The organism is Terriglobus sp. RCC_193, assembly GCF_041355105.1.
Taxonomy (GTDB): Bacteria; Acidobacteriota; Terriglobia; order Terriglobales; family Acidobacteriaceae; genus Terriglobus.
The window spans coordinates 1,778,107-1,796,065 of sequence record NZ_JBFUPK010000001.1 but is presented as its reverse complement, the minus strand read 5'-3'; the positions used below and the strand labels follow the sequence as shown (position 1 = coordinate 1,796,065).

The 17,959-nt window shown below is 58.8% G+C and carries 16 protein-coding genes; 8 read left to right on the top strand and 8 right to left on the bottom strand.

Features of this window, described 5'->3' with window-relative positions; translation table 11 throughout:
* Positions 1-105: 105 nt before the first annotated feature.
* The 5 genes from tkt to glk all read left to right on the top strand — a co-directional run bounded on the left by tkt (position 106) and on the right by glk (position 6,761).
* Positions 106-2,091 carry a transketolase gene (gene tkt, locus AB6729_RS07505; RefSeq protein WP_371080956.1) on the top strand — a complete coding sequence of 662 codons (1,986 nt, stop codon included), beginning with the start codon at positions 106-108 and terminating at the stop codon, positions 2,089-2,091.
* An 84-nt stretch (positions 2,092-2,175) separates the two neighbouring features.
* Positions 2,176-3,081, top strand: coding sequence for a phosphogluconate dehydrogenase (NAD(+)-dependent, decarboxylating) (gene gnd, locus AB6729_RS07500; protein WP_371080955.1), 906 nt, complete (start codon positions 2,176-2,178; stop codon positions 3,079-3,081).
* A 128-nt stretch (positions 3,082-3,209) separates the two neighbouring features.
* Positions 3,210-4,742 (top strand): glucose-6-phosphate dehydrogenase, encoded by a 1,533-nt coding sequence (gene zwf, locus AB6729_RS07495; RefSeq protein WP_371080954.1) that lies wholly within the window; start codon positions 3,210-3,212, stop codon positions 4,740-4,742.
* Positions 4,743-4,917: 175 nt separating this feature from the next.
* A complete protein-coding gene (gene pgl, locus AB6729_RS07490; RefSeq protein ID WP_371080953.1) occupies positions 4,918-5,718 on the top strand; it encodes a 6-phosphogluconolactonase in 801 nt (266 codons plus the stop codon).
* Positions 5,715-6,761, top strand: a complete 1,047-nt coding sequence (glk, locus tag AB6729_RS07485) for a glucokinase (protein WP_371080952.1) — start codon at positions 5,715-5,717, stop codon at positions 6,759-6,761. The genes pgl and glk overlap by 4 nt, the downstream gene beginning before the upstream one ends.
* A 99-nt stretch (positions 6,762-6,860) precedes the next feature.
* On the opposite strand, the gene AB6729_RS07480 is transcribed toward glk, so the two are convergent.
* From AB6729_RS07480 to AB6729_RS07465, 4 genes are all read right to left on the bottom strand, one after another.
* Complete coding sequence (locus tag AB6729_RS07480) at positions 6,861-7,211, bottom strand: hypothetical protein (protein WP_371080951.1); 351 nt, start codon at positions 7,209-7,211, stop codon at positions 6,861-6,863.
* A gap of 138 nt (positions 7,212-7,349) precedes the next feature.
* Positions 7,350-8,795, bottom strand: a complete 1,446-nt coding sequence (gene gatA, locus AB6729_RS07475) for an Asp-tRNA(Asn)/Glu-tRNA(Gln) amidotransferase subunit GatA (RefSeq protein ID WP_371080950.1) — start codon at positions 8,793-8,795, stop codon at positions 7,350-7,352.
* Between the two features lie 126 nt (positions 8,796-8,921).
* Positions 8,922-9,293, bottom strand: coding sequence for an Asp-tRNA(Asn)/Glu-tRNA(Gln) amidotransferase subunit GatC (gene gatC / locus AB6729_RS07470; RefSeq protein WP_371080949.1), 372 nt, complete (start codon positions 9,291-9,293; stop codon positions 8,922-8,924).
* The gene (locus AB6729_RS07465) at positions 9,290-9,622 is read right to left on the bottom strand and encodes a DciA family protein (RefSeq protein ID WP_371080948.1); all 333 of its coding nucleotides are present in this window, start codon (positions 9,620-9,622) and stop codon (positions 9,290-9,292) included. Before AB6729_RS07465 ends, gatC begins: the two co-directional genes overlap by 4 nt.
* A 42-nt stretch (positions 9,623-9,664) precedes the next feature.
* On the opposite strand from AB6729_RS07465, the gene tilS reads away from it, so the two are divergent.
* Together tilS and ftsH are read left to right on the top strand one after the other, a co-directional pair.
* Positions 9,665-10,747, top strand: a complete 1,083-nt coding sequence (gene tilS, locus AB6729_RS07460; RefSeq protein WP_371080947.1) for a tRNA lysidine(34) synthetase TilS — start codon at positions 9,665-9,667, stop codon at positions 10,745-10,747.
* 221 nt (positions 10,748-10,968) lie between these two features.
* Complete coding sequence (gene ftsH, locus AB6729_RS07455; RefSeq protein ID WP_371080946.1) at positions 10,969-12,888, top strand: ATP-dependent zinc metalloprotease FtsH; 1,920 nt, start codon at positions 10,969-10,971, stop codon at positions 12,886-12,888.
* 280 nt (positions 12,889-13,168) lie between these two features.
* On the opposite strand, the gene AB6729_RS07450 is transcribed toward ftsH, so the two are convergent.
* Together AB6729_RS07450 and AB6729_RS07445 are read right to left on the bottom strand one after the other, a co-directional pair.
* Positions 13,169-14,401, bottom strand: coding sequence for an acyltransferase family protein (locus AB6729_RS07450; protein WP_371080945.1), 1,233 nt, complete (start codon positions 14,399-14,401; stop codon positions 13,169-13,171).
* Between the two features lie 22 nt (positions 14,402-14,423).
* Complete coding sequence (locus AB6729_RS07445; RefSeq protein ID WP_371080944.1) at positions 14,424-15,716, bottom strand: MFS transporter; 1,293 nt, start codon at positions 15,714-15,716, stop codon at positions 14,424-14,426.
* 131 nt (positions 15,717-15,847) lie between these two features.
* On the opposite strand from AB6729_RS07445, the gene AB6729_RS07440 reads away from it, so the two are divergent.
* The gene (locus AB6729_RS07440; RefSeq protein ID WP_371080943.1) at positions 15,848-16,735 is read left to right on the top strand and encodes an alpha/beta hydrolase family protein; all 888 of its coding nucleotides are present in this window, start codon (positions 15,848-15,850) and stop codon (positions 16,733-16,735) included.
* A 1-nt stretch (position 16,736) separates the two neighbouring features.
* Here AB6729_RS07440 and AB6729_RS07435 read toward each other — a convergent pair whose 3' ends face one another.
* Positions 16,737-17,258 carry a protein-disulfide reductase DsbD N-terminal domain-containing protein gene (locus AB6729_RS07435; protein WP_371081204.1) on the bottom strand — a complete coding sequence of 174 codons (522 nt, stop codon included), beginning with the start codon at positions 17,256-17,258 and terminating at the stop codon, positions 16,737-16,739.
* Between the two features lie 10 nt (positions 17,259-17,268).
* A complete protein-coding gene (locus AB6729_RS07430) occupies positions 17,269-17,886 on the bottom strand; it encodes a TlpA family protein disulfide reductase (protein WP_371080942.1) in 618 nt (205 codons plus the stop codon).
* Positions 17,887-17,959 lie beyond the last annotated feature (73 nt).

Sequence of the window (17,959 nt, the reverse complement as noted above, 5' to 3'; positions counted from 1 at the left end):
CACGGTTACGCGGGGCAGAAGCGTTTTGAAACATAAGGATGCGGTGTGCTGCCGCAAACGTTGATCCGGCGCCTGTGAGAGGCGACCACCAACCCAGAGGAACGAATGACCGATCTCGAAAAGCTGTCAATTGACACACTCCGCCTGCTCGCCGTAGATGCGATTGAAAAGGCGGCCAATGGGCACCCCGGAGCGCCGATTGCGCTGTCGCCGCTGACGTACCTGCTCTTTGCGCGCAATATGAAGCACAATCCCACGGACCCGTTGTGGATTGACCGCGACCGCTTTGTGCTGTCGAACGGCCACGCGTCGATGCTGCAGTATGGCGCACTGCACCTGTCCGGCTACGACCTTTCGCTGGACGATCTGAAGCTGTTTCGCCAGTGGCATTCAAAAGCTCCGGGACATCCGGAGTATGGCTTTACGCCCGGCGTGGAAGTAACCACCGGACCTCTCGGTCAGGGCCTTGCAATGGCCGTTGGCCTGGCGATTGCAGAGAAGCACCAGGCTGCTGTGTATAACCAGCCGGGCATGAAGATCGTCGATCACTACACCTACTGCATTGTGGGCGATGGCTGCCTGATGGAAGGCATCTCACACGAGTCCTCCTCGCTGGCCGGGACGCTGAAGCTGGGCAAGCTGATCGTGTTCTATGACGACAACCTGATCTCGCTGGATGGTCCTACGGAACTGAGCTACACGGAGAATGTGGACGAGCGCTTCAATGCGTACCACTGGCACGTGCAGTATGTTGACGACGGCAATGATCTCGCGAAGATTCAGCAGGCCATCAACATCGCCAAGCTGGAGACCGAGAAGCCCTCGCTCATTCGCATCCGCACCATCATTGGTTACGGTTCGCCGAAGGCTGGCACCAAGCATGTGCATGGTGAGGCTCTGGGCAAAGAAGCCACGCGCAAGACGAAGGAATTCTTCGGATTCGATCCTGATGTGGACTTTGCTGAGCCGCAGGCTGCACTGGATGACTGGCGCTCGGCTGTTCCCAAGGGACAGAAAGAGCAGTCGGAGTGGAACGAACTGTTTGCCAAGTACAAGGCTGCTCACCCGGAACTGGCGTCGCAGTTTACGCGCACGGCGAAGGCAGAACTGCCCGCCGACTACAACAAGAACATCAAGCCTTTCCCCACGGAAAAGGCGATTGCTACCCGTACTGCTGGACAGGTGGTTCTGCAGGCGTTGGGCGACGCTCTGCCGGAACTGATTGGCGGCGCGGCCGACCTTACCTCGTCGACGAAGACCATCTTCAACAACTCGCCTTCGTTCCACGACGACCCGAAGGGCCGCAACATTTTCTTCGGCGTGCGCGAGTTCGGCATGTGCGCAGCGGTGAACGGTATGGCGGCTCATGGTGGCCTGATTCCGTTTGGCTCCACTTTCTTCGTGTTCAGCGACTATGCGCGTAACGCCATGCGCCTCGCCGCTCTGATGAGCACGCACTCGCTGTTCGTATTCACGCACGATTCGATCGCGCTGGGTGCAGATGGTCCGACGCATCAGCCGGTAGAGCACCTGATGAGCCTCCGCGCGATTCCGCAGCTCACGGACTTCCGTCCGGCGGACGCGAACGAGACCGCGGTCTGCTACCAGTTGATGGTGGAGCGCAAGTCGGCTTCGTTCATGGCGCTGTCGCGTCAGGATCTGCCGGTGCTGGACGTTGCGAAGTACCCCACGCTGTGGGACGGAGTTCGCAAGGGCGCTTATGTGCTGGTCGACGTGGCGAACCCGGATGTCATCATTGCAGCCACTGGTTCGGAAGTATCGCTGGTGCTGAAGACTCTGCCGGAACTGGAGAAGGCTGGCATCAAGGCTCGCGTGGTCTCCATGCCCAGCTTCCACCTCTTCGAAGAGCAGACGGAAGAGTACAAGGCAAGCATCTTCCCGCACGGTGTGGCGAAGGTGGCTGTGGAAGCCGGCGCAACGCAGGGCTGGTGGAAGTACGTGGGCCGCGACGGTTCCGTTGTCGGACTGGACCACTTCGGCGGTTCGGCACCTGGACCGGAAGTGCTGGCGCACTTCGGATTCACGCCGGAAAACATCGTCAAGGCTGCGCAGGCAGCCATCGCGAAGTAACGTTTCGCGGAGAGCTACAGGAAGGGCCGGAGCAATCCGGCTCTTCCGCTTACCAAGCAGGATCTGTACGAGAGGAAAAGTCACATGGAAATTGGTCTGATTGGCCTGGGAAAAATGGGCGGCAACATGGCGGAGCGTCTTCGCCAGGGTGGCCACAAAGTGGTGGGCTTTGACTTCAACAAGGAAGCCACGGCAAAGCTGACCGCAGCCGGTTCGGTGGGCGTGGATTCGCTGGAAGACCTGGTTAAGAATCTGCAGACGCCCCGCGCCATCTGGATCATGGTGCCGGAAGGCAAGCCCGTCGACACCACCGTTGAGAGGCTGAAGCCCCTCATGCAGAAGGGCGACATCTTCATTGACGGCGGCAATTCGAACTACAAGGACTCCATTCGTCGTCACGGTGAGTTGAAGGCGGAAGGTTTTGAGTTTGTCGACGTGGGTACGTCCGGCGGCGTCTGGGGCCTGAAGGAAGGCTATTCGATGATGATTGGCGGCGACGAGGAAATCGTTGAGAAGCTTCGCCCCATCTTCGAGACGCTTGCTCCCGCACCCGACAAGGGCTGGGGACGCACCGGACCGAGCGGCGCAGGCCACTTCGTCAAGATGGTGCACAACGGCATTGAGTACGGCATGATGCAGGCATTCGCAGAAGGCTTTGCCATCTTCGAAGCGAAGAAGGAACTGAACCTGGACAATGCGCAGATCGCAGAGATCTGGCAGCACGGTTCGGTGGTTCGTTCGTGGCTGCTGGACCTGACTGCTGAAGCGTTGAAGGCCAACCCTGAACTGAAGGGCATTGCGCCGTTCGTTCCGGATTCCGGTGAAGGCCGCTGGACGGTGTTTGAGGCAATCGACCTGAACGTTTCCGCGCCGATTATCACGGAGTCGCTGATTCGCCGCATCCGTTCGCGTGAAACGGACAATCTGACGGACAAGATGCTGTCCGTGATGCGCAATGCCTTTGGCGGTCACGCCATGAAGAAGGAGTAGTTTTTCTTCCTCCGGAGCAGTGTTCCGGGCGCATTCCCATGAATCCTGCGGGGCCGCCGTGCGCTCTAACAATGAAGTTAAGACTGCGGCGGCCTTTCGCAGCAAGAATTGAAGAAGGATTGAAACCCATGGCAACAACCGGTATCAATGTTTCCCCGGAGCAGGTGGAAGCGAACAAGTGCAAGGAAAGCATTCCGGAGCCTTGCATCGTTGTGATTTTTGGCGCTTCGGGCGACCTGACGAAGCGTAAGCTGCTGCCCGCTCTCTATCACCTGGAGCAGGCGAATCTGCTGCCTGAAAATTTCGCGGTTGTCGGCGTTGCCCGCCGCGACCTTTCTGCCACCTTTGCGCCGGACATGAAGGACGGCATCCTGAAGGGCGGCGGCGTCGATGAGAAGGAAGAGAAGCTCGGCAAGTTCATTGACCGTGTGAAGTACTTTGCCACCGAGTTCGACAACGATGAAGGTTTTGAGAAGCTGAAGGCGTATCTCGCCGACCTCGACAAACAGTTCGGCACCAAGGGCAACCGCCTCTTCTATCTGGCTGTTGCTCCTGAGTTCTTTGCGGACATCACGCATCGCCTGGGCGATCATGGCATGACCGGCGAAGACGGCGACCACTGGGTCCGCGTCATCATCGAGAAGCCCTTTGGCACCGATCTGGAGAGCGCGAAGAAGCTCAACTCTGAGATCAACGAAGTGCTCAAGGAAGACCAGATCTTCCGCATTGACCATTACCTGGGCAAGGAGACGGTACAGAACATCCTCGTCTTCCGCTTCGGCAATGGCATTTTTGAGCCCATCTGGAACCGCAATTACATTGACAGCGTGCAGATCACCGCTGCGGAATCCATCGGCATTGAAGGCCGCGGACCGTTCTACGAGGCCGCTGGCGCTCTGCGTGACGTTCTGCAGAACCATGTGATGGAAGTGCTCAGCTTCGTCGCTATGGAACCGCCAGACGTCTTTGAGTCGGCTCCTGTGCGCATCGAGAAGCTGAAGGTCTGGAAGGCGATCAGCCCCATCCCTGTAGAGAACACGGCGCGTGGTCAGTATGGCCCGGGCACAGTCGATGGCCAGGAAGTGAAGGGTTATCGCCAGGAAGACCGCGTGAATCCGGAATCGCAGACCGAGACATTTGCCGCGATGAAGCTGGAGATCGACAACTGGCGCTGGGCCGGTGTGCCCTTCTACATTCGCGCTGGCAAGCGCCTGAAGACGCGTGTGACGGAAGTGGTCATCACCTTCAAGCGTCCTCCGCTGCACATCTTCCAGGGTTCTGGCGCTGGCGCGGAACAGCTTGAGCCGAACGTGCTGACGCTGCGCATTCAGCCGGATGACGGCATCAAGCTGAAGTTTGGTGCCAAGATCCCGGGACCGACGACGAACATCGCACAGGTGAACATGAATTTCTCCTATGCCGATGCTTTCGGTAAGTCGTCCGCCAACGGCTATGAGCGTCTGCTGCTGGATGCCATGCTGGGTGATGGAACGCTCTTTGCTGAGCGTGAAGGTGTGGAAACCACCTGGGCCCTGATGACGCCGATCCTCGAAGCGTGGAAGGCGCAGAAGAAGAACTTCCCGAACTACGATGCTGGTTCGTGGGGACCGAAGGAAGCGGATGAACTGCTGGAGCGCGATGGCCGCGCCTGGCAGGCTTAAGCCGGAACGAAGTAAGAAAGGGCGCCGATTCATTCGGCGCCCTTTCGTTTGTACCGTTGCACCGCTATAGAGCATCGTAGAGAAGACAAACAGGGGGAGCAGTAGCGTTCAGCTCCTGAAATCCTGCAACATCACGACGGGCTTTCGCCCGGGCATCGCAGAAGAAGGAAACACCATGCCACGAAAAACCATCGCCGACTATCTCGTCTACGACTCCCCAGAACGCCTGGCCCAGGCCGCAGCGGAGGTTTTCACAAAATACGCTGCGGACGGCGTTGCTGCGCGTGGGATTGCACGCATCGCTATCAGCGGTGGCAGCACGCCGAAGCGCATGTTTTCGATGCTGGCAGAGGAACCGTTTCGATCACAGATTGACTGGGGAAAGCTGCGTCTTTACTGGGTGGATGAGCGCTGTGTGCCGGCAGATCACGCGGATTCCAACTATCGCATGACGCGCGAACAGTTGCTGAGCAAGGTGCCGTTGGCCGAAGAGAATGTCTTCCGCATGGAAGGCGAACTGAATCCTGAAGATGCTGCTTCGCGTTACGAAGCGACGTTGCGCAACACCTTCCGGCTGGAAGGCGCAGAGGCTCCTGCATTTGATCTTGTGCTGCTGGGGATGGGCGACGATGGGCATACCGCGTCAATCTTCCCGCATACCTCGGCCATTGATGCCATGGGGACTTTAGTCGCTGCGAACCATGTGCCGCAGAAGGATTCCTGGCGCATCACGCTGACATGGCCGGTGATCAATCATGGCCGCCGCGTGGTGTTTCTGATCGAGGGCGCGGCGAAGGCGGAGGTGCTGCGCGAGGTTCTTCTGGGCAGTTATGATCCGGATCGACTTCCCGCGCAACTGATTCGGCCTGAGAATGGACAGATTGGACTCTTGCTGGATGCCGAGGCCGCAAGGCGGCTGCCGAAGTCAGGCACACACGGCGATGCGGAGACAGGAACTCTGGAGTTGACACGATGATTCTTGCAGGCGATGTAGGTGGCACTAAGGTTGATCTTGCCTTGTATAACTTCACGGGCGGTAAGTTGCAGATGGTCTGCAATAAGAAATATCCTGCCGCGGGTTATGCCGGTCTGCAGGATGTGGTGAAGGAGTTTCTTGACGATCCGGCAATTGCTCCGGATGTGGAGAAGCAGGTGGTGGCCGCGTGCTTCGGCGTTCCTGGACCGGTGAAGGATGGTCACCTGAAACTGACCAATCTGCCGTGGGAATTGGATGCTCGTGAGTTGGCCAAGGGGCTGGGCATTGAGCACATCTTTCTGATCAACGATCTGGAAGCCAATGGCTATGGTGTTGCGGAGCTTGGACCGGATCAGATTTTTGAATTGGAAGAAGGCGATAAATCCGCGCTTGGACATCGTGCTCTGGTTTCTCCTGGCACTGGTCTTGGAGAAGCTCTGCTTATCTGGAACCCCCTTGCACGGCGGCATGTTCCGTTGCCATCGGAGGGTGGTCATGTGGATTGGGCGCCTCGCAATGCGCTGGAGATTGAACTGCTGCAATACCTGCTGGAGACGATGCAAGGGCGTATCTCCACGGAGCGTGTGGTCAGCGGTCTGGGGCTGAAGAACATCTACGGATTTTTGCGCGACGCGAAAAAGATGGAAGAGCCGAAGTGGTTGCGCGAGCGCATGGAGACGGAAGATCCGAACTTCGTCATTGGCACCACGGGCGAGGATGGTTCGTGCGAATTGACCGCGAAGGTGCTGGAGATGTTCAGTGCATCGCTGGGCGCGGAGTGCGGCAACATGGGTTTGAAGCTGCTGGCGGCGGGAGGTATCTATCTGGGCGGCGGTATTCCGCCGAAGATCCTGAAGACGCTGCAATCCGGGCCGTTCCGCAATGCGTTGCTGGATAAGGGACGTCTGTCACCGCTGCTGCACACCATGCCGGTGCGGGTCATCCTGGAAGACAAGTGCGCGTTGATTGGCGCTGCGGCGTTTGCGGAAGCTCGCGCTGCGGAGATCAGCGGACACAGCGAGCGTGCGGCTTCACAGCCGTAGCTTTGCAGGAATTAAATCTATTTCGCTGCAATAACAAGGCCGGTGCGTTTCCGCACCGGCCTGAACATTTCTCTCAGTTGAGATAGTTAATTTAGCGAATTACCGGCGATAGCCACCGCGTCCGCCGCCATAGTATCCGCGTCCACCGCCATAGTAGCCACGGCGACCACCATAGTACCCACCGCGATAGTACGGATACGGACGTGGGCCGTAGTATCCGCGACCATAATAAGCCGGACCGTAGTATCCAGCGTAGTAGGGATAGCCATAGGCGTAAGGATAGGGACGCACATAGCCTGGGCCATAATAGCCGCCACCGTACACCGGTCCGCCGATGCTGATGCCAAAGCCGACACGCTGCGCCTCAGCCTTTTGCGGTGCCGCAAACAACAGCGCACCGGCAAGGGCCGCGCCTGTAATCATTTTCGCAATCGTCGTCTTCAAGCTCATCACATCACCTCTCTCGCGTCATCGTCACGCTGTTCGCGTGTTCTCTGCGCACGTTGGTAGGAACACGGGTGCTGCAAAAGTGTTGCGCCCGCGATGTGGAAATCGCGAGCGCAGGATGTTGATGAGGTTGTAAATGTTTTATTTGCGGTTCTTCTGCGTATCTTCCACGGCCTGGGCAACCCGCAGGAGTTTTCCTTCCTGGAAGTGTCCTGCAAGTAGTTGCACGCCGATAGGCAACCCATCCTTCGTTTCACCGCAGGGAACACTGATGCCGCAGATGCCCGCCAGCGATGCAGCCACCGTGTAGATGTCCGCAAGATACATGCTGATGGGATCGTCTGCCATTTCGCCCAGCTTCCATGCGGGTGTGGGCGTCATGGGAGCAACGATGGCGTCCACATCGGCGAATGCTTTTACAAAATCCTGCGCGATGAGCGTGCGTACCTGCTGCGCTTTGCGGTAGTACGCATCGTAATAACCCGCCGAAAGCGAATACGTGCCGAGCAGGATGCGGCGCTTGACCTCTGCGCCGAAGCCTTCTTCGCGGCTCTCGCGGTACAGCGTGGAGAGGTTCCTGGGGTTGTCCGTGCGATGCCCGTAACGCACACCGTCAAAGCGCGAAAGATTGCTGCTGGCTTCCGCTGTGGCCAACACGTAGTACGTGGGCACGGCGTATTCCGTATGCGGCAGGCTGATTGGTTTGATGGTGCAGCCCTGTGACTTCAGGTCTTCGATGACCTTTTCCACCGCGGCGCGGATCTCTGCATCCAGACCCTCTGCGAAGTATTCCTTCGGAACACCAATAGTCATACCTGCGACAGGCTTCTTCGATTCCGCAACGTAGTCGCTCAGCGGTTCCTGCGAACTGGTGGAGTCCATGGTGTCCGGGCCTGCAAGAATGCCCAGCACGGTGGCGATGTCCTGCACGGAATGCGCCATGGGGCCAACGCGATCCAGTGAACTGGCGAAGGCGATCAGACCATAGCGTGAGATGCGTCCGTAGGTCGGCAGCAGGCCAACGACTCCACAGAAAGCTGCTGGCTGACGCACCGAGCCGCCCGTGTCCGTACCGAGCGAGATGGAACAGAAATCCGCAGCCACTGCCGCCGCGGAACCGCCTGATGAGCCGCCGGGAACGCGATCCAGAGCACGCGGATTGCGTACAGGACCATAGGCGCTGTTCTCATTGCTGCCGCCCATGGCGAACTCGTCGCAGTTCAGTTTGCCCAGCAGCAGCGCGCCTGCAGTGTCGAGTTTGGCAACAGCGGTGGCGTCGTACGGCGGGTGATAGTTCTTCAGGATGGCAGAACCAGCGGTAGCCGGTGCGCCCACCATCGTCAGCACGTCCTTGATGCCGATAGGAATGCCGGCGAGTGGTGGCAGTTTCGCGCCCGTCTTCACCAGTTCGTCAATGTGTTCGGCCTGGCGCAGTGCGCGTTCTTCCGCCAGCGAAAGGAAACTGTTGATTTCCTGCCCGGCTATCTGGTCGCCGGTACGAATGCGCGAGAGGTAGTCCGCTGCAATGGCGGAGGCCGTGGTGTCGCCGTTGAGAATGGCGGCGCGAATCTCTGGGATGGTCTTCATGTAGCTTTTAGCCTCTAGCTTTTAGCTCTTAGCTTGTTGGTCGCAAGGCGACCTCGATTTGGATCGTGTATTGCAAGCGGCGACAGGGAACCAGCTAAAAGCCAAAGCTGATAGCCGAGGGCTGCTTTACCGTTCAATTACCTTGGGCACTTTGAAGAAGCGGCCATCGGTGTCCGGTGCTTCTTCCATCACCACGGTGCGGTCCACGGAGGGTTTCACTGCATCCGGGCGCAGCGAACTGCCGCCCAGCGCCGGGGCCTTCTGCAGCAGTTGTCCTACCTGCGCCATGGGTTCCACGCCGTCTGTGTTCAGCTTCTGCAACTGGGCTACGTGCTCCAGGATGGCATTCAGGTCGTGCTGCATGCGTGGCTCTTCTTCGGCGGTGAGTTGCAGGTTGGCCAGCGCGGCCACGTGGCGCACGTCGTCCAGCGTAACGGCTGCGGTTTCAGGGTGTGGCACGGCTGCGGGCGCTTCGTTCGGATCGAATGTCTCGGTCATCGTTTCTTTCTGGCGGGCCTTGGTACTGCCGGACGCGGTGGCGCGACGGCGTTTTCAGGCAACACAAAAAGTATATCGGTCACAGGGATGCGGCTGATGCTGGCCAGGTCGCCGCGCAGTTGTCCGTGGATCATTTCAAGCTGACGTTGCCATACTGTATCGGGCACGGTGACGGTGACGGTGCCCTCATGAAAGGCGGTGACGGTGGTGCGGCTGGCTGTGCCGTGGCCTGCAGCGACAGCCCATGCGGCTCCCAGACGATCAAGAGGTGTCAGGGCATCCAGCGACTTTGCCAGGGAAGTTCGCAGAATGTCGCGCATGGCCTGCATGGTGTGTCTCCTCTCTGCAGCTTACCCCTTAGGATGAAGAGGATGGCTGCTTCCTCTCGCGTTGCTCTTCCACTCAACCGTTCGCTGCTGAAGATGGGCGAGCGCATTGCCGTTGCCGTCAGCGGTGGCGCCGACTCCACCGCGCTGTTGTTGGCATTGCAGGAAGAGGCGGCAGAATTGGGCATTGGGGTGTCCGCGGCGCATCTGCATCATGGCATTCGCAGTGAAGAAGCGGATGCTGACCTGGAATTTCTGCGCGGTCTTTGCGCGCGGCTGGATATTCCGCTGCATGTGGATCACATTGACGTTCCGGCGCGTGCTGCGGCGGAGGGGGAGACGGTCGAAGAGGCAGCACGCCATGCGCGTCTGGCATTTTTCGACCAATTGATGCAGCAGGGAACCGTTCATTCCGTTGCCACGGCGCACACGCAGGACGATCAGGCCGAAACCGTGATGATGAAACTGATTCGCGGTGCATGGACAGAGGGGCTGGGTGGAATTTCGCCGATGATGGAGCGCGCTTCCGGCAGGCTTATTCGGCCCTTGCTGCCTGCGTCGAGACAGGATGTGCTGGCGTTTCTGAAAAACCGCGACCAGAAGTGGTGCGAGGATTCCACCAATGCCTCTACGGTGTATACGCGGAACCGTGTTCGCGGGGTGCTGATGCCTTTGTTGCGAGAGTTTAACCCGTCCATCGGTGCGACACTTTCGGCCATAGCCGAACTGGCTCGCGAGGAGCACGCGCGCTGGCAGCCGGAGATTGCGCGGTTACTCCAGCAGCTTGCAATGCCTGGGAAACCAGTACGTGGTGGTGGGCGTGCCGTGGCGACATTGCCGGAGGAGCAGGGTGTGGCCTTTGAACTGGAACGGCTGCGGGTTCTGGATTTGCCGACGCGGCGGCGGTTGATTCGAGCAGCCGTTGAGCGAATGGGCGTACGTTTAGGGGCTGCGGAGACTCTGCGCATCCTTTTGCTGGCGGGGCTGGCACCGCCGGAGACGCCGCCGGACCCCACGGTTCCGACGAAGCCGAACAGCCGGTTGCAACTGGCGCATGGACTGCGTGCCGAGCGGTCAGTCCGGGAGCTTCGGCTGGTCCGGGTGAGCGATGGCAGCCCAAAGCGGTAAAGGCTGTCCCGAGTTGTCACAAAATCTATGCTTTCCTTCCACGTACGTTACGGGGCGGGAGTAGAATCGTAGCCATTACGGTGTTATCGTCGCCGAAGCTATCCGAACCCTGGCGGCACTCCATGCGTCTAATCCATGGGCCACGTTTCAGGGCGAGGAAGCCGACCGCGACCGAGATTTGAACCCGATCGCGCCGTGGCCGAAAAGAAGGGAACCTAACGTTGAATTCCACTGTAAAGACCGTCCTGATCTGGGTGCTGATGATTGCTTGTGTCATCTCCGTCTGGCAGTTCGTCATGCACAGCGCCACCGGCGGTCACGATTCGGCCATTAGCCTCACGCAGTTGCAGGACTACGCCGATAAAGGCCGCGTCGCCGAGGTTACGGTCAACGGAACTGACGTCACCGGCAAGTTCAAGGACTCGAAGGAGTCCTTCCACACGACCATCCCGGCAAACTACCCGGACCTCTACACCAACCTGCACGACAAGGGCGTGAATGTCACCATCAAGGACCAGTCGAACTCATTCTGGTTTGCGGCGCTGGTGCAGTTCCTGCCCATGATGCTGATTCTTGGTGTTTTCCTGTTCTTCCTGCGGCAGATGCAGTCGGGCGGAAACAAGGCTCTCAGCTTTGGCAAAAGCCGCGCACGCCTGCTTTCGTTGCAGCAGAAGAAGGTCACGTTCAAGGACGTGGCTGGCGTGGATGAAGCCAAGGAAGAGCTGAAGGAAATCATTGAATTCCTGCGTGAAGCGCAGAAGTTCCAGAAGCTGGGCGGCCGCATCCCCAAGGGCGTGCTGCTCGTCGGACCTCCCGGAACCGGTAAAACCCTGCTGGCTCGCGCGGTTGCAGGCGAGGCGAACGTGCCGTTCTTCTCCATCTCCGGTTCGGACTTTGTGGAGATGTTCGTCGGCGTGGGTGCATCGCGTGTGCGCGACCTGTTTGAGCAGGGCAAGAAGAACGCTCCGTGCATCATCTTCATCGATGAAATCGACGCAGTCGGTCGTCACCGTGGCGCTGGCCTCGGCGGCGGACACGACGAGCGCGAGCAGACGTTGAACCAACTCCTTGTTGAGATGGATGGCTTCGAATCGAACGAAGGCGTCATCCTGATTGCCGCGACGAACCGTCCTGATGTTCTGGATCCTGCGCTGCTGCGTCCCGGTCGTTTCGACCGCCGCGTCATCGTGGATCGCCCGGACATCCGTGGCCGCGAGGAAGTCCTCAAGGTCCACGCGAAGAAGGTTCCCATGGCCGACGACGTGAACCTGAACATCCTCGCTCGTGGCACACCAGGCTTCAGCGGTGCTGACCTGGCGAACATGGTGAATGAGGCTGCTCTTACGGCGGCGCGTCACAATCGCAAGGCCGTGCACATGTTCGACTTTGAAGTCGCCAAGGACAAGGTCCTGATGGGTGCGGAGCGCAAGAGCATGTTGCTTTCCGACCAGGAGAAGAAGGTGACGGCGTACCACGAAGCCGGCCATACCCTCGTCTCTGCGCTGACGGAGAACAGTGATCCGCTGCACAAGGTCACCATCATTCCGCGCGGTATGGCGCTGGGTGTCACGGTGTACCTGCCGGAAGAGGATCAGCACACTGTCACCAAGGGCTATCTGCAGGCTCGCCTGGCCATGATGATGGGCGGGCGCTGCGCCGAGGAAATCTTCCTGAAGGAGATGACCACGGGGGCGGGCAACGACATTGAGCGCGCCACGGAACTGGCACGCAAGATGGTCTGCGAGTACGGCATGTCCAAGATGGGCCCCATGACCTACGGCAAGAAGGAAGGCGGCGAAATTTTCCTGGGTCGCGAGATCCAGCAGCACCGCGACTTCTCCGATTCGACGGCGCAGGCCATCGACGCCGAGGTGAGGCGGTTCATGGATGAGGCTTACAGCCACGCCTATAACGTGCTGGATACCAACCACGACATCATGCATCGCATGAGCCAGCTTCTGCTGGAGCGTGAGACGCTGGATGCCGAGGAGATCAAGCTGATCATCGCGGGCAAAGATCTGCCGCCGATGAAGTCTGCTCTTGCCTATGCCGAACCCGGTGGTGGCGATACGCAGAAGGTCATCAAACCGGAATCAGGCCGCGCGCCGGGCTTCGGTGAAGGCCGTCCTTCTCCGGCGTAATCTGCAAGTATCACGAACACGAAAGCCCACTCCTCGGAGTGGGCTTTCTACTTCTATTCGACATATTGGCTTGGGAAGGATGGACTGCGTTGTCATTCTGAGCGTAGCGAAGAATCCCCACGATGCCTCGCTTCAGCAGGCAAGGCTCAAAGATTTCTAGCAAGAAACTCTGATGCTGCTGTGCGGGATGAAACAGCATCGGGATTCTTCGCTTCGCTCAGAATGACCGTGGACGAGTGTTTTGCATTTCTCTGCAGATCAGATACATAGGAAGAATGTGTCAGATTCGCAGGAAAAGTTTTCGCTGGAACATCCAGTAGAGAATCAGCCAGTACACCACCATTACAGCAATGCCCATCATCAGTGGTTCGAGCACGGCGCCAAAGATCAGAAACGGCCGCAGGCCAAGGTGGATCTGGAAGCTGCTGCTGATGAACTTCTCCCACAGGTGTGCCATCAGGTAAGCGGCGATGGAGTTCATGCCGACCACCGTAAGTGGGAAGGCCCATCGGCGAAACTGTTTCACTTCAATGAGCCATGTGAGTGCAGCGAGGAAGAGGAAGCAGACGCCTCCGCTGAACAGCGTCCATGCCGGTGTCCAGATGCGTTTGACGATGGGGCAGATGTGGCTGAAGTGAAGCAGTAGTCCAGCGGCAATGAGAATGGCTGCTGCCTGCAACATGCGTCGCATGGGGACACCCGGTTCAGCAGCCTTAATCCAGCGCCCGCAGGCAAGACCCAGCAGCATGGTTCCGAGTGTGGGAATGAAGCTGAGGGTCAAGTAACCGCCGCTGTTAAAGAGGAACGGATGTTCTCGTGGGAATAGGTTCAGGAACCAGACATCGAAGGCTTGCCCCAGGTTGCTGTTCTTATTCCAGTGAGCAAGGAAGCCTGTGAAGTTGTGATGCCAGTCTGCGGGGATGCCGACGGATGCGTAATTGAAGTCTGCGCCCGGAAGCGGATACAGCGCCCATGCCGCCCAATAGCCGAGAAGAATCACACCCAGTGCTGTCCATTGCCAACGGGGGCGTGCGAAGGCAAGCAGGAAGGCGATTGGATATCCCAGGCCGATCTGTGTGAGCGTGTCCTCAAAGGTAAAGTTCGTCATCGCGCTGTGCGTGGAGCGAAGAAAGATGCCAAGCGCTATGAGAAGAATTGCGCGCCACAGTGTGTGCAGCATCATGCGCGGAAAGCTTTCGCTTCTACGGACACGACTAGCAATCGAATAGGGAAGTGCGACACCGACAAGGAATGTGAAGCCCGGCTGGATGGTGTCGTGCAGCGACATGCCTGCCCACTCCACGTGGCTCTGGTTGTAAGCGAGGATCTGCCAGAATCGGCTGCCGGGATAGGCTCGGGAGACGGCGTTGAAGCGCAACACTTCACCCATCATCAACAGCATTACAAGGCCACGGTAGGCATCCACGGCAATGTTTCGTCGCGGTGGGTTGACCTTTGCAGGTTCTGCGTTCGTTGGCTGTTGCTGTGTCGTTTCCAATGTCAGAGAAGCCATCGGGTTCCTTCGTACTATGTATTTATGAAAGCGTTGATGCATTGGTGTTTTTGCGAAACGCCAGCAAAACCAGCACGGTGCCAATGAACAATGCTGCTGCGGTGCAGGTAAGTCCCACGGCATAGCTGTGTGTGCGGTCGAGAAGCCAGCCAGTGGCATACGGGCCAAGGAAGCCGCCGATATTGCCGATGGAATTGATCAGGGCAATCGCAAAGGCCACGACGGCAGGTGATACACGCTGGCTGACTCCCGCCCAGAAGACGGGCATGGAGACGTACACGCCGAACGCTGCGATGGAGATGGCGACCAGCAGGACTGGCAGCGATGGTGCAAGTGCAGTCAACACAAAGCCTGCACAGCCGGAGAGAAACGACGCTGCGAGTATCCACTGGCGACCACCACCGCGCGAGGCGATGCGGTCAGACCAACGGCACCACGGCAGCAGTGTGACCGCTCCCACGGCATAGGGCAGTGCGTTCAGCCAGCCCAGCCACCGCAGGCTGACACCGTGGCTTGCAATCAATCGCGGTGTCCAGAAGCCGAGTTCGTAGAGGCCGATCATCAGCATGAAGTAGGTGGCGGCCAGCAACGCCAGCAGGCCCATCGGCGCTCGTTCCGAACCTGTCGCGTGAAGGGTGACAGAGGCCTCTTCTTCTATGCTCTGACGGAGCATCTGCTTATCTTCGTCACTGAGCCATGTGGCCGTATGCGGCCCGTCATCGAGCAGCCAGGGCACCGCACATCCCAGAACGATGGCGGGTATTGCTTCCAGCAGAAAGAGCCACTGCCATCCATGCAGGCCACCCATGCCGTTCATGCGCAGCAGCGCCGCAGAGATCGGCGAACCGATGACACTGGACAGCGGAATGGCCAGATACAGCAGGGCAAGTATCCCGGCGCGAGCCTTCCCGGGGAGCCATCGCGTCAGGTAATAGACCAGGCCGGGCAGGAAGCCGGATTCTGCTGCGCCAAGCAGGAAACGCAGTGTGATGTATGCCGGTGCGCCATGAACAAAGGCGGTGGCGCAGCCGACAATGCCCCACGTGATCATCAGTAGCGCGACCCAGCGCGGTGCTCCGACTTTTACGATCATGTAGTTGCTGGGGATGGCCAGCACCATGTAGCCCAGGAAGAAGACGCCCGCAGCAAGACCGTAGGTGGTCTCGGAGATGCCGAGGTCGTGGTTCATGGTGAGCGCGGCGAAGCTGACGTTTACGCGATCAAGAAATGCGACCAGGTACAGCAGCAGCGCCAGCGGCGCCACGCGCAAAGAGATGCGGCGATAGAGCGCAAGTTGTTCGGTGGAATAGGCCACGGCGGAAGCCTACAGGAACAAACATACGAAAAGCACATGGCAACCGGGCCCGTGCTTACAGGATTTTCTTGACCGGAAGACCGCGGGGCGAGAGGCTGGTGGAAGTGCATATTCCACCCAGGAAAACGACTATGAGCATGTTTCTTTCGCGCAGCGCTGCTGTCGCTATGATGTTTTGCGGTGTATCCCTTGTGGCGTTGTCTCAATCGGCGGCACCGCATCAGAATCGCGCCGCGATGGAAACCATTCAGATTCCCAGCCACGGCTCCCTGATGAATGGACTCGTGTATGTTGCGGAGGGCGCTGGCCCGCATCCGGTGGTCGTGCTGTTGCACGGCTTTCCGGGCAACGAACAGAATCTTGATCTGGCCCAGGATATGCGCCGCGCCGGATGGGATGTGGTGTTCTTCCACTACCGCGGTGCGTGGGGCTCACCGGGAGATTATTCGTTTACGCATGTGGTGGAAGACGTTGCTTCTGCTGTGACCTATGTGCGCGACCCTGCCAATGCTCGAAAGCTGCGTGCGGACAGCAAACATATCGTGTTACTCGGACACAGTGCGGGAGGCTTTGCCGCGGTGCAGGCTGGTGCAGCGGACCCCAACATCATTGCAGTGGGCCTGATTTCGGCAGCGGATCTTGGAGGGAGAGTCCCGGAACATCTTCCGAAGCAGGCAGAAGCCGTCGCGCATAAGCGGATCAGCGAAAGCCTTGCTGCGGAGGGGATGGCGCCGCTGAGTGGCACATCGCCGGATGCGCTGGCGCAGGAGACGCTGGATCACGCGGCGCAGTGGCGCTTTCTTGCCAATGCCAAGGCACTCTCCACGCGGCCCCTGCTGAATGTCACATCAGACGATGGTCTGGCCGGAATGGATGATGCGCTGGCTGAGGCCGCGCGCAAGGATGGCGATGCGGCGGTGACCTCAGTGCATTTTGCGACGGATCATGCCTACTCTGACAAGCGTATCGAGTTATCCGCAGCCGTGCTTCAGTGGTTGAAAGGCCTGCCGCTAAAGTAGATTACTTCGCGGTGTACGGCTGTTCGATGGACAACTTCTTCGGCGGATAGCAGGCGGCATGATCGCAGGCCTGGTAGTACAGCTCGGCTTTGAGCGTGTGCGGACCGGGCTTTGCCTTCAGGTGCGCCGTCAGAACGACGTCGCCCTGATACACGTCCAGCTTCTGCTTGGGTTCAAAGGCGAAGGAGAATGGCTCGCCAGCAGGGAAGTCGACGTTGGTGACTTCTGGATCACCGGGCAGCATGGCAACGGTGAGCCGCGTGGGGATCAGGACATCGCTCTTTGGGCTATGCGAGTTGATGTGAAACCCAGGGTCCACGCGAAAGTGCAGCTTCACGGTTGCAGGCTGATTCGCTGCGATGGATTGGCCGTCTGCGATGAAATCGACATGGCCTTTCTTTACTGCGGTGGGCTGGCCCACGTTCATTCTCTGTGCATACGAGGTTTTCAGACCAACAAGCAAAAGCCCGATCAGCGCTGCTGCCAAGCGGAGTGCATTCAATCCGGTTGTGATGGAACGCATCTTCACGGTCTTAGCTCCCTCCCAGAATCTTCTGGATATTGGCTTCGGCCTCTTCCTTGGGAGCGAGACCGATGGCTTGCGCGACGATCTTGCCGTTGCGGTCGATGAAGAAGGTTGCGGGCAGAACATCCAGGCCGCCGTAGGCCTCGCCCACCTTGCTGTCGCTCATCAGGATGGTGTAGTCGACGCCGGTGTTTTCCAGCACCTTCTTGATCTGCGCCTGAATCTCGGGGCTCTTGGCGTCTTCATCTTCGTTGATGCCGACCACCTGCAGACCCTGCGCGGCGTACTTCTTCTGGAATTCCTCAAACCACGGCATCTCCACCTTGCAGGGGGTGCACCAGGTGGCCCAGAAGTTCAACAGAACGGGCTTGCCCTTGTAGTCATTCAGAGAAATGCGCTTGCCGGTGTTGCTGGTCAGGGTGAAAATGGCTGCGGGCTTGCCGCGGAGGTCCGCGATGGGCGAATCCATCGACGCCGAAGCACCGGGCTTGTCCACGGTGATGTTCATTTGGTGATTCTTTGCGTCGGCTTCCGCAGCGTGGCGCGCCTTTACGTTGTGAATGCCGGCCCAGACCAGCACAACGACGACCACGACAATGATTCCACCCACCAGGGCATTTCGCATTTCGACAGAGACCTCAGCAAATACAGATGATCTGTACCAGTGTACCGATGCAGAGGATTCTTGGGGTGGCGCG

What these genes read in the sequence shown, in the direction of transcription:
- tkt (WP_371080956.1), top strand. Translation starts at nt 106, where the DNA reads ATGACCGATCTCGAAAAGCTGTCAATTGACACACTCCGCCTGCTCGCC.
- gnd (WP_371080955.1), top strand. Translation starts at nt 2,176, where the DNA reads ATGGAAATTGGTCTGATTGGCCTGGGAAAAATGGGCGGCAACATGGCG.
- zwf (WP_371080954.1), top strand. Translation starts at nt 3,210, where the DNA reads ATGGCAACAACCGGTATCAATGTTTCCCCGGAGCAGGTGGAAGCGAAC.
- pgl (WP_371080953.1), top strand. Translation starts at nt 4,918, where the DNA reads ATGCCACGAAAAACCATCGCCGACTATCTCGTCTACGACTCCCCAGAA.
- glk (WP_371080952.1), top strand. Translation starts at nt 5,715, where the DNA reads ATGATTCTTGCAGGCGATGTAGGTGGCACTAAGGTTGATCTTGCCTTG.
- AB6729_RS07480 (WP_371080951.1), bottom strand. Translation starts at nt 7,211, where the DNA reads ATGAGCTTGAAGACGACGATTGCGAAAATGATTACAGGCGCGGCCCTT.
- gatA (WP_371080950.1), bottom strand. Translation starts at nt 8,795, where the DNA reads ATGAAGACCATCCCAGAGATTCGCGCCGCCATTCTCAACGGCGACACC.
- gatC (WP_371080949.1), bottom strand. Translation starts at nt 9,293, where the DNA reads ATGACCGAGACATTCGATCCGAACGAAGCGCCCGCAGCCGTGCCACAC.
- AB6729_RS07465 (WP_371080948.1), bottom strand. Translation starts at nt 9,622, where the DNA reads ATGCAGGCCATGCGCGACATTCTGCGAACTTCCCTGGCAAAGTCGCTG.
- tilS (WP_371080947.1), top strand. Translation starts at nt 9,665, where the DNA reads ATGGCTGCTTCCTCTCGCGTTGCTCTTCCACTCAACCGTTCGCTGCTG.
- AB6729_RS07450 (WP_371080945.1), bottom strand. Translation starts at nt 14,401, where the DNA reads ATGGCTTCTCTGACATTGGAAACGACACAGCAACAGCCAACGAACGCA.
- AB6729_RS07440 (WP_371080943.1), top strand. Translation starts at nt 15,848, where the DNA reads ATGAGCATGTTTCTTTCGCGCAGCGCTGCTGTCGCTATGATGTTTTGC.
- AB6729_RS07435 (WP_371081204.1), bottom strand. Translation starts at nt 17,258, where the DNA reads ATGCGTTCCATCACAACCGGATTGAATGCACTCCGCTTGGCAGCAGCG.
- AB6729_RS07430 (WP_371080942.1), bottom strand. Translation starts at nt 17,886, where the DNA reads ATGCGAAATGCCCTGGTGGGTGGAATCATTGTCGTGGTCGTCGTTGTG.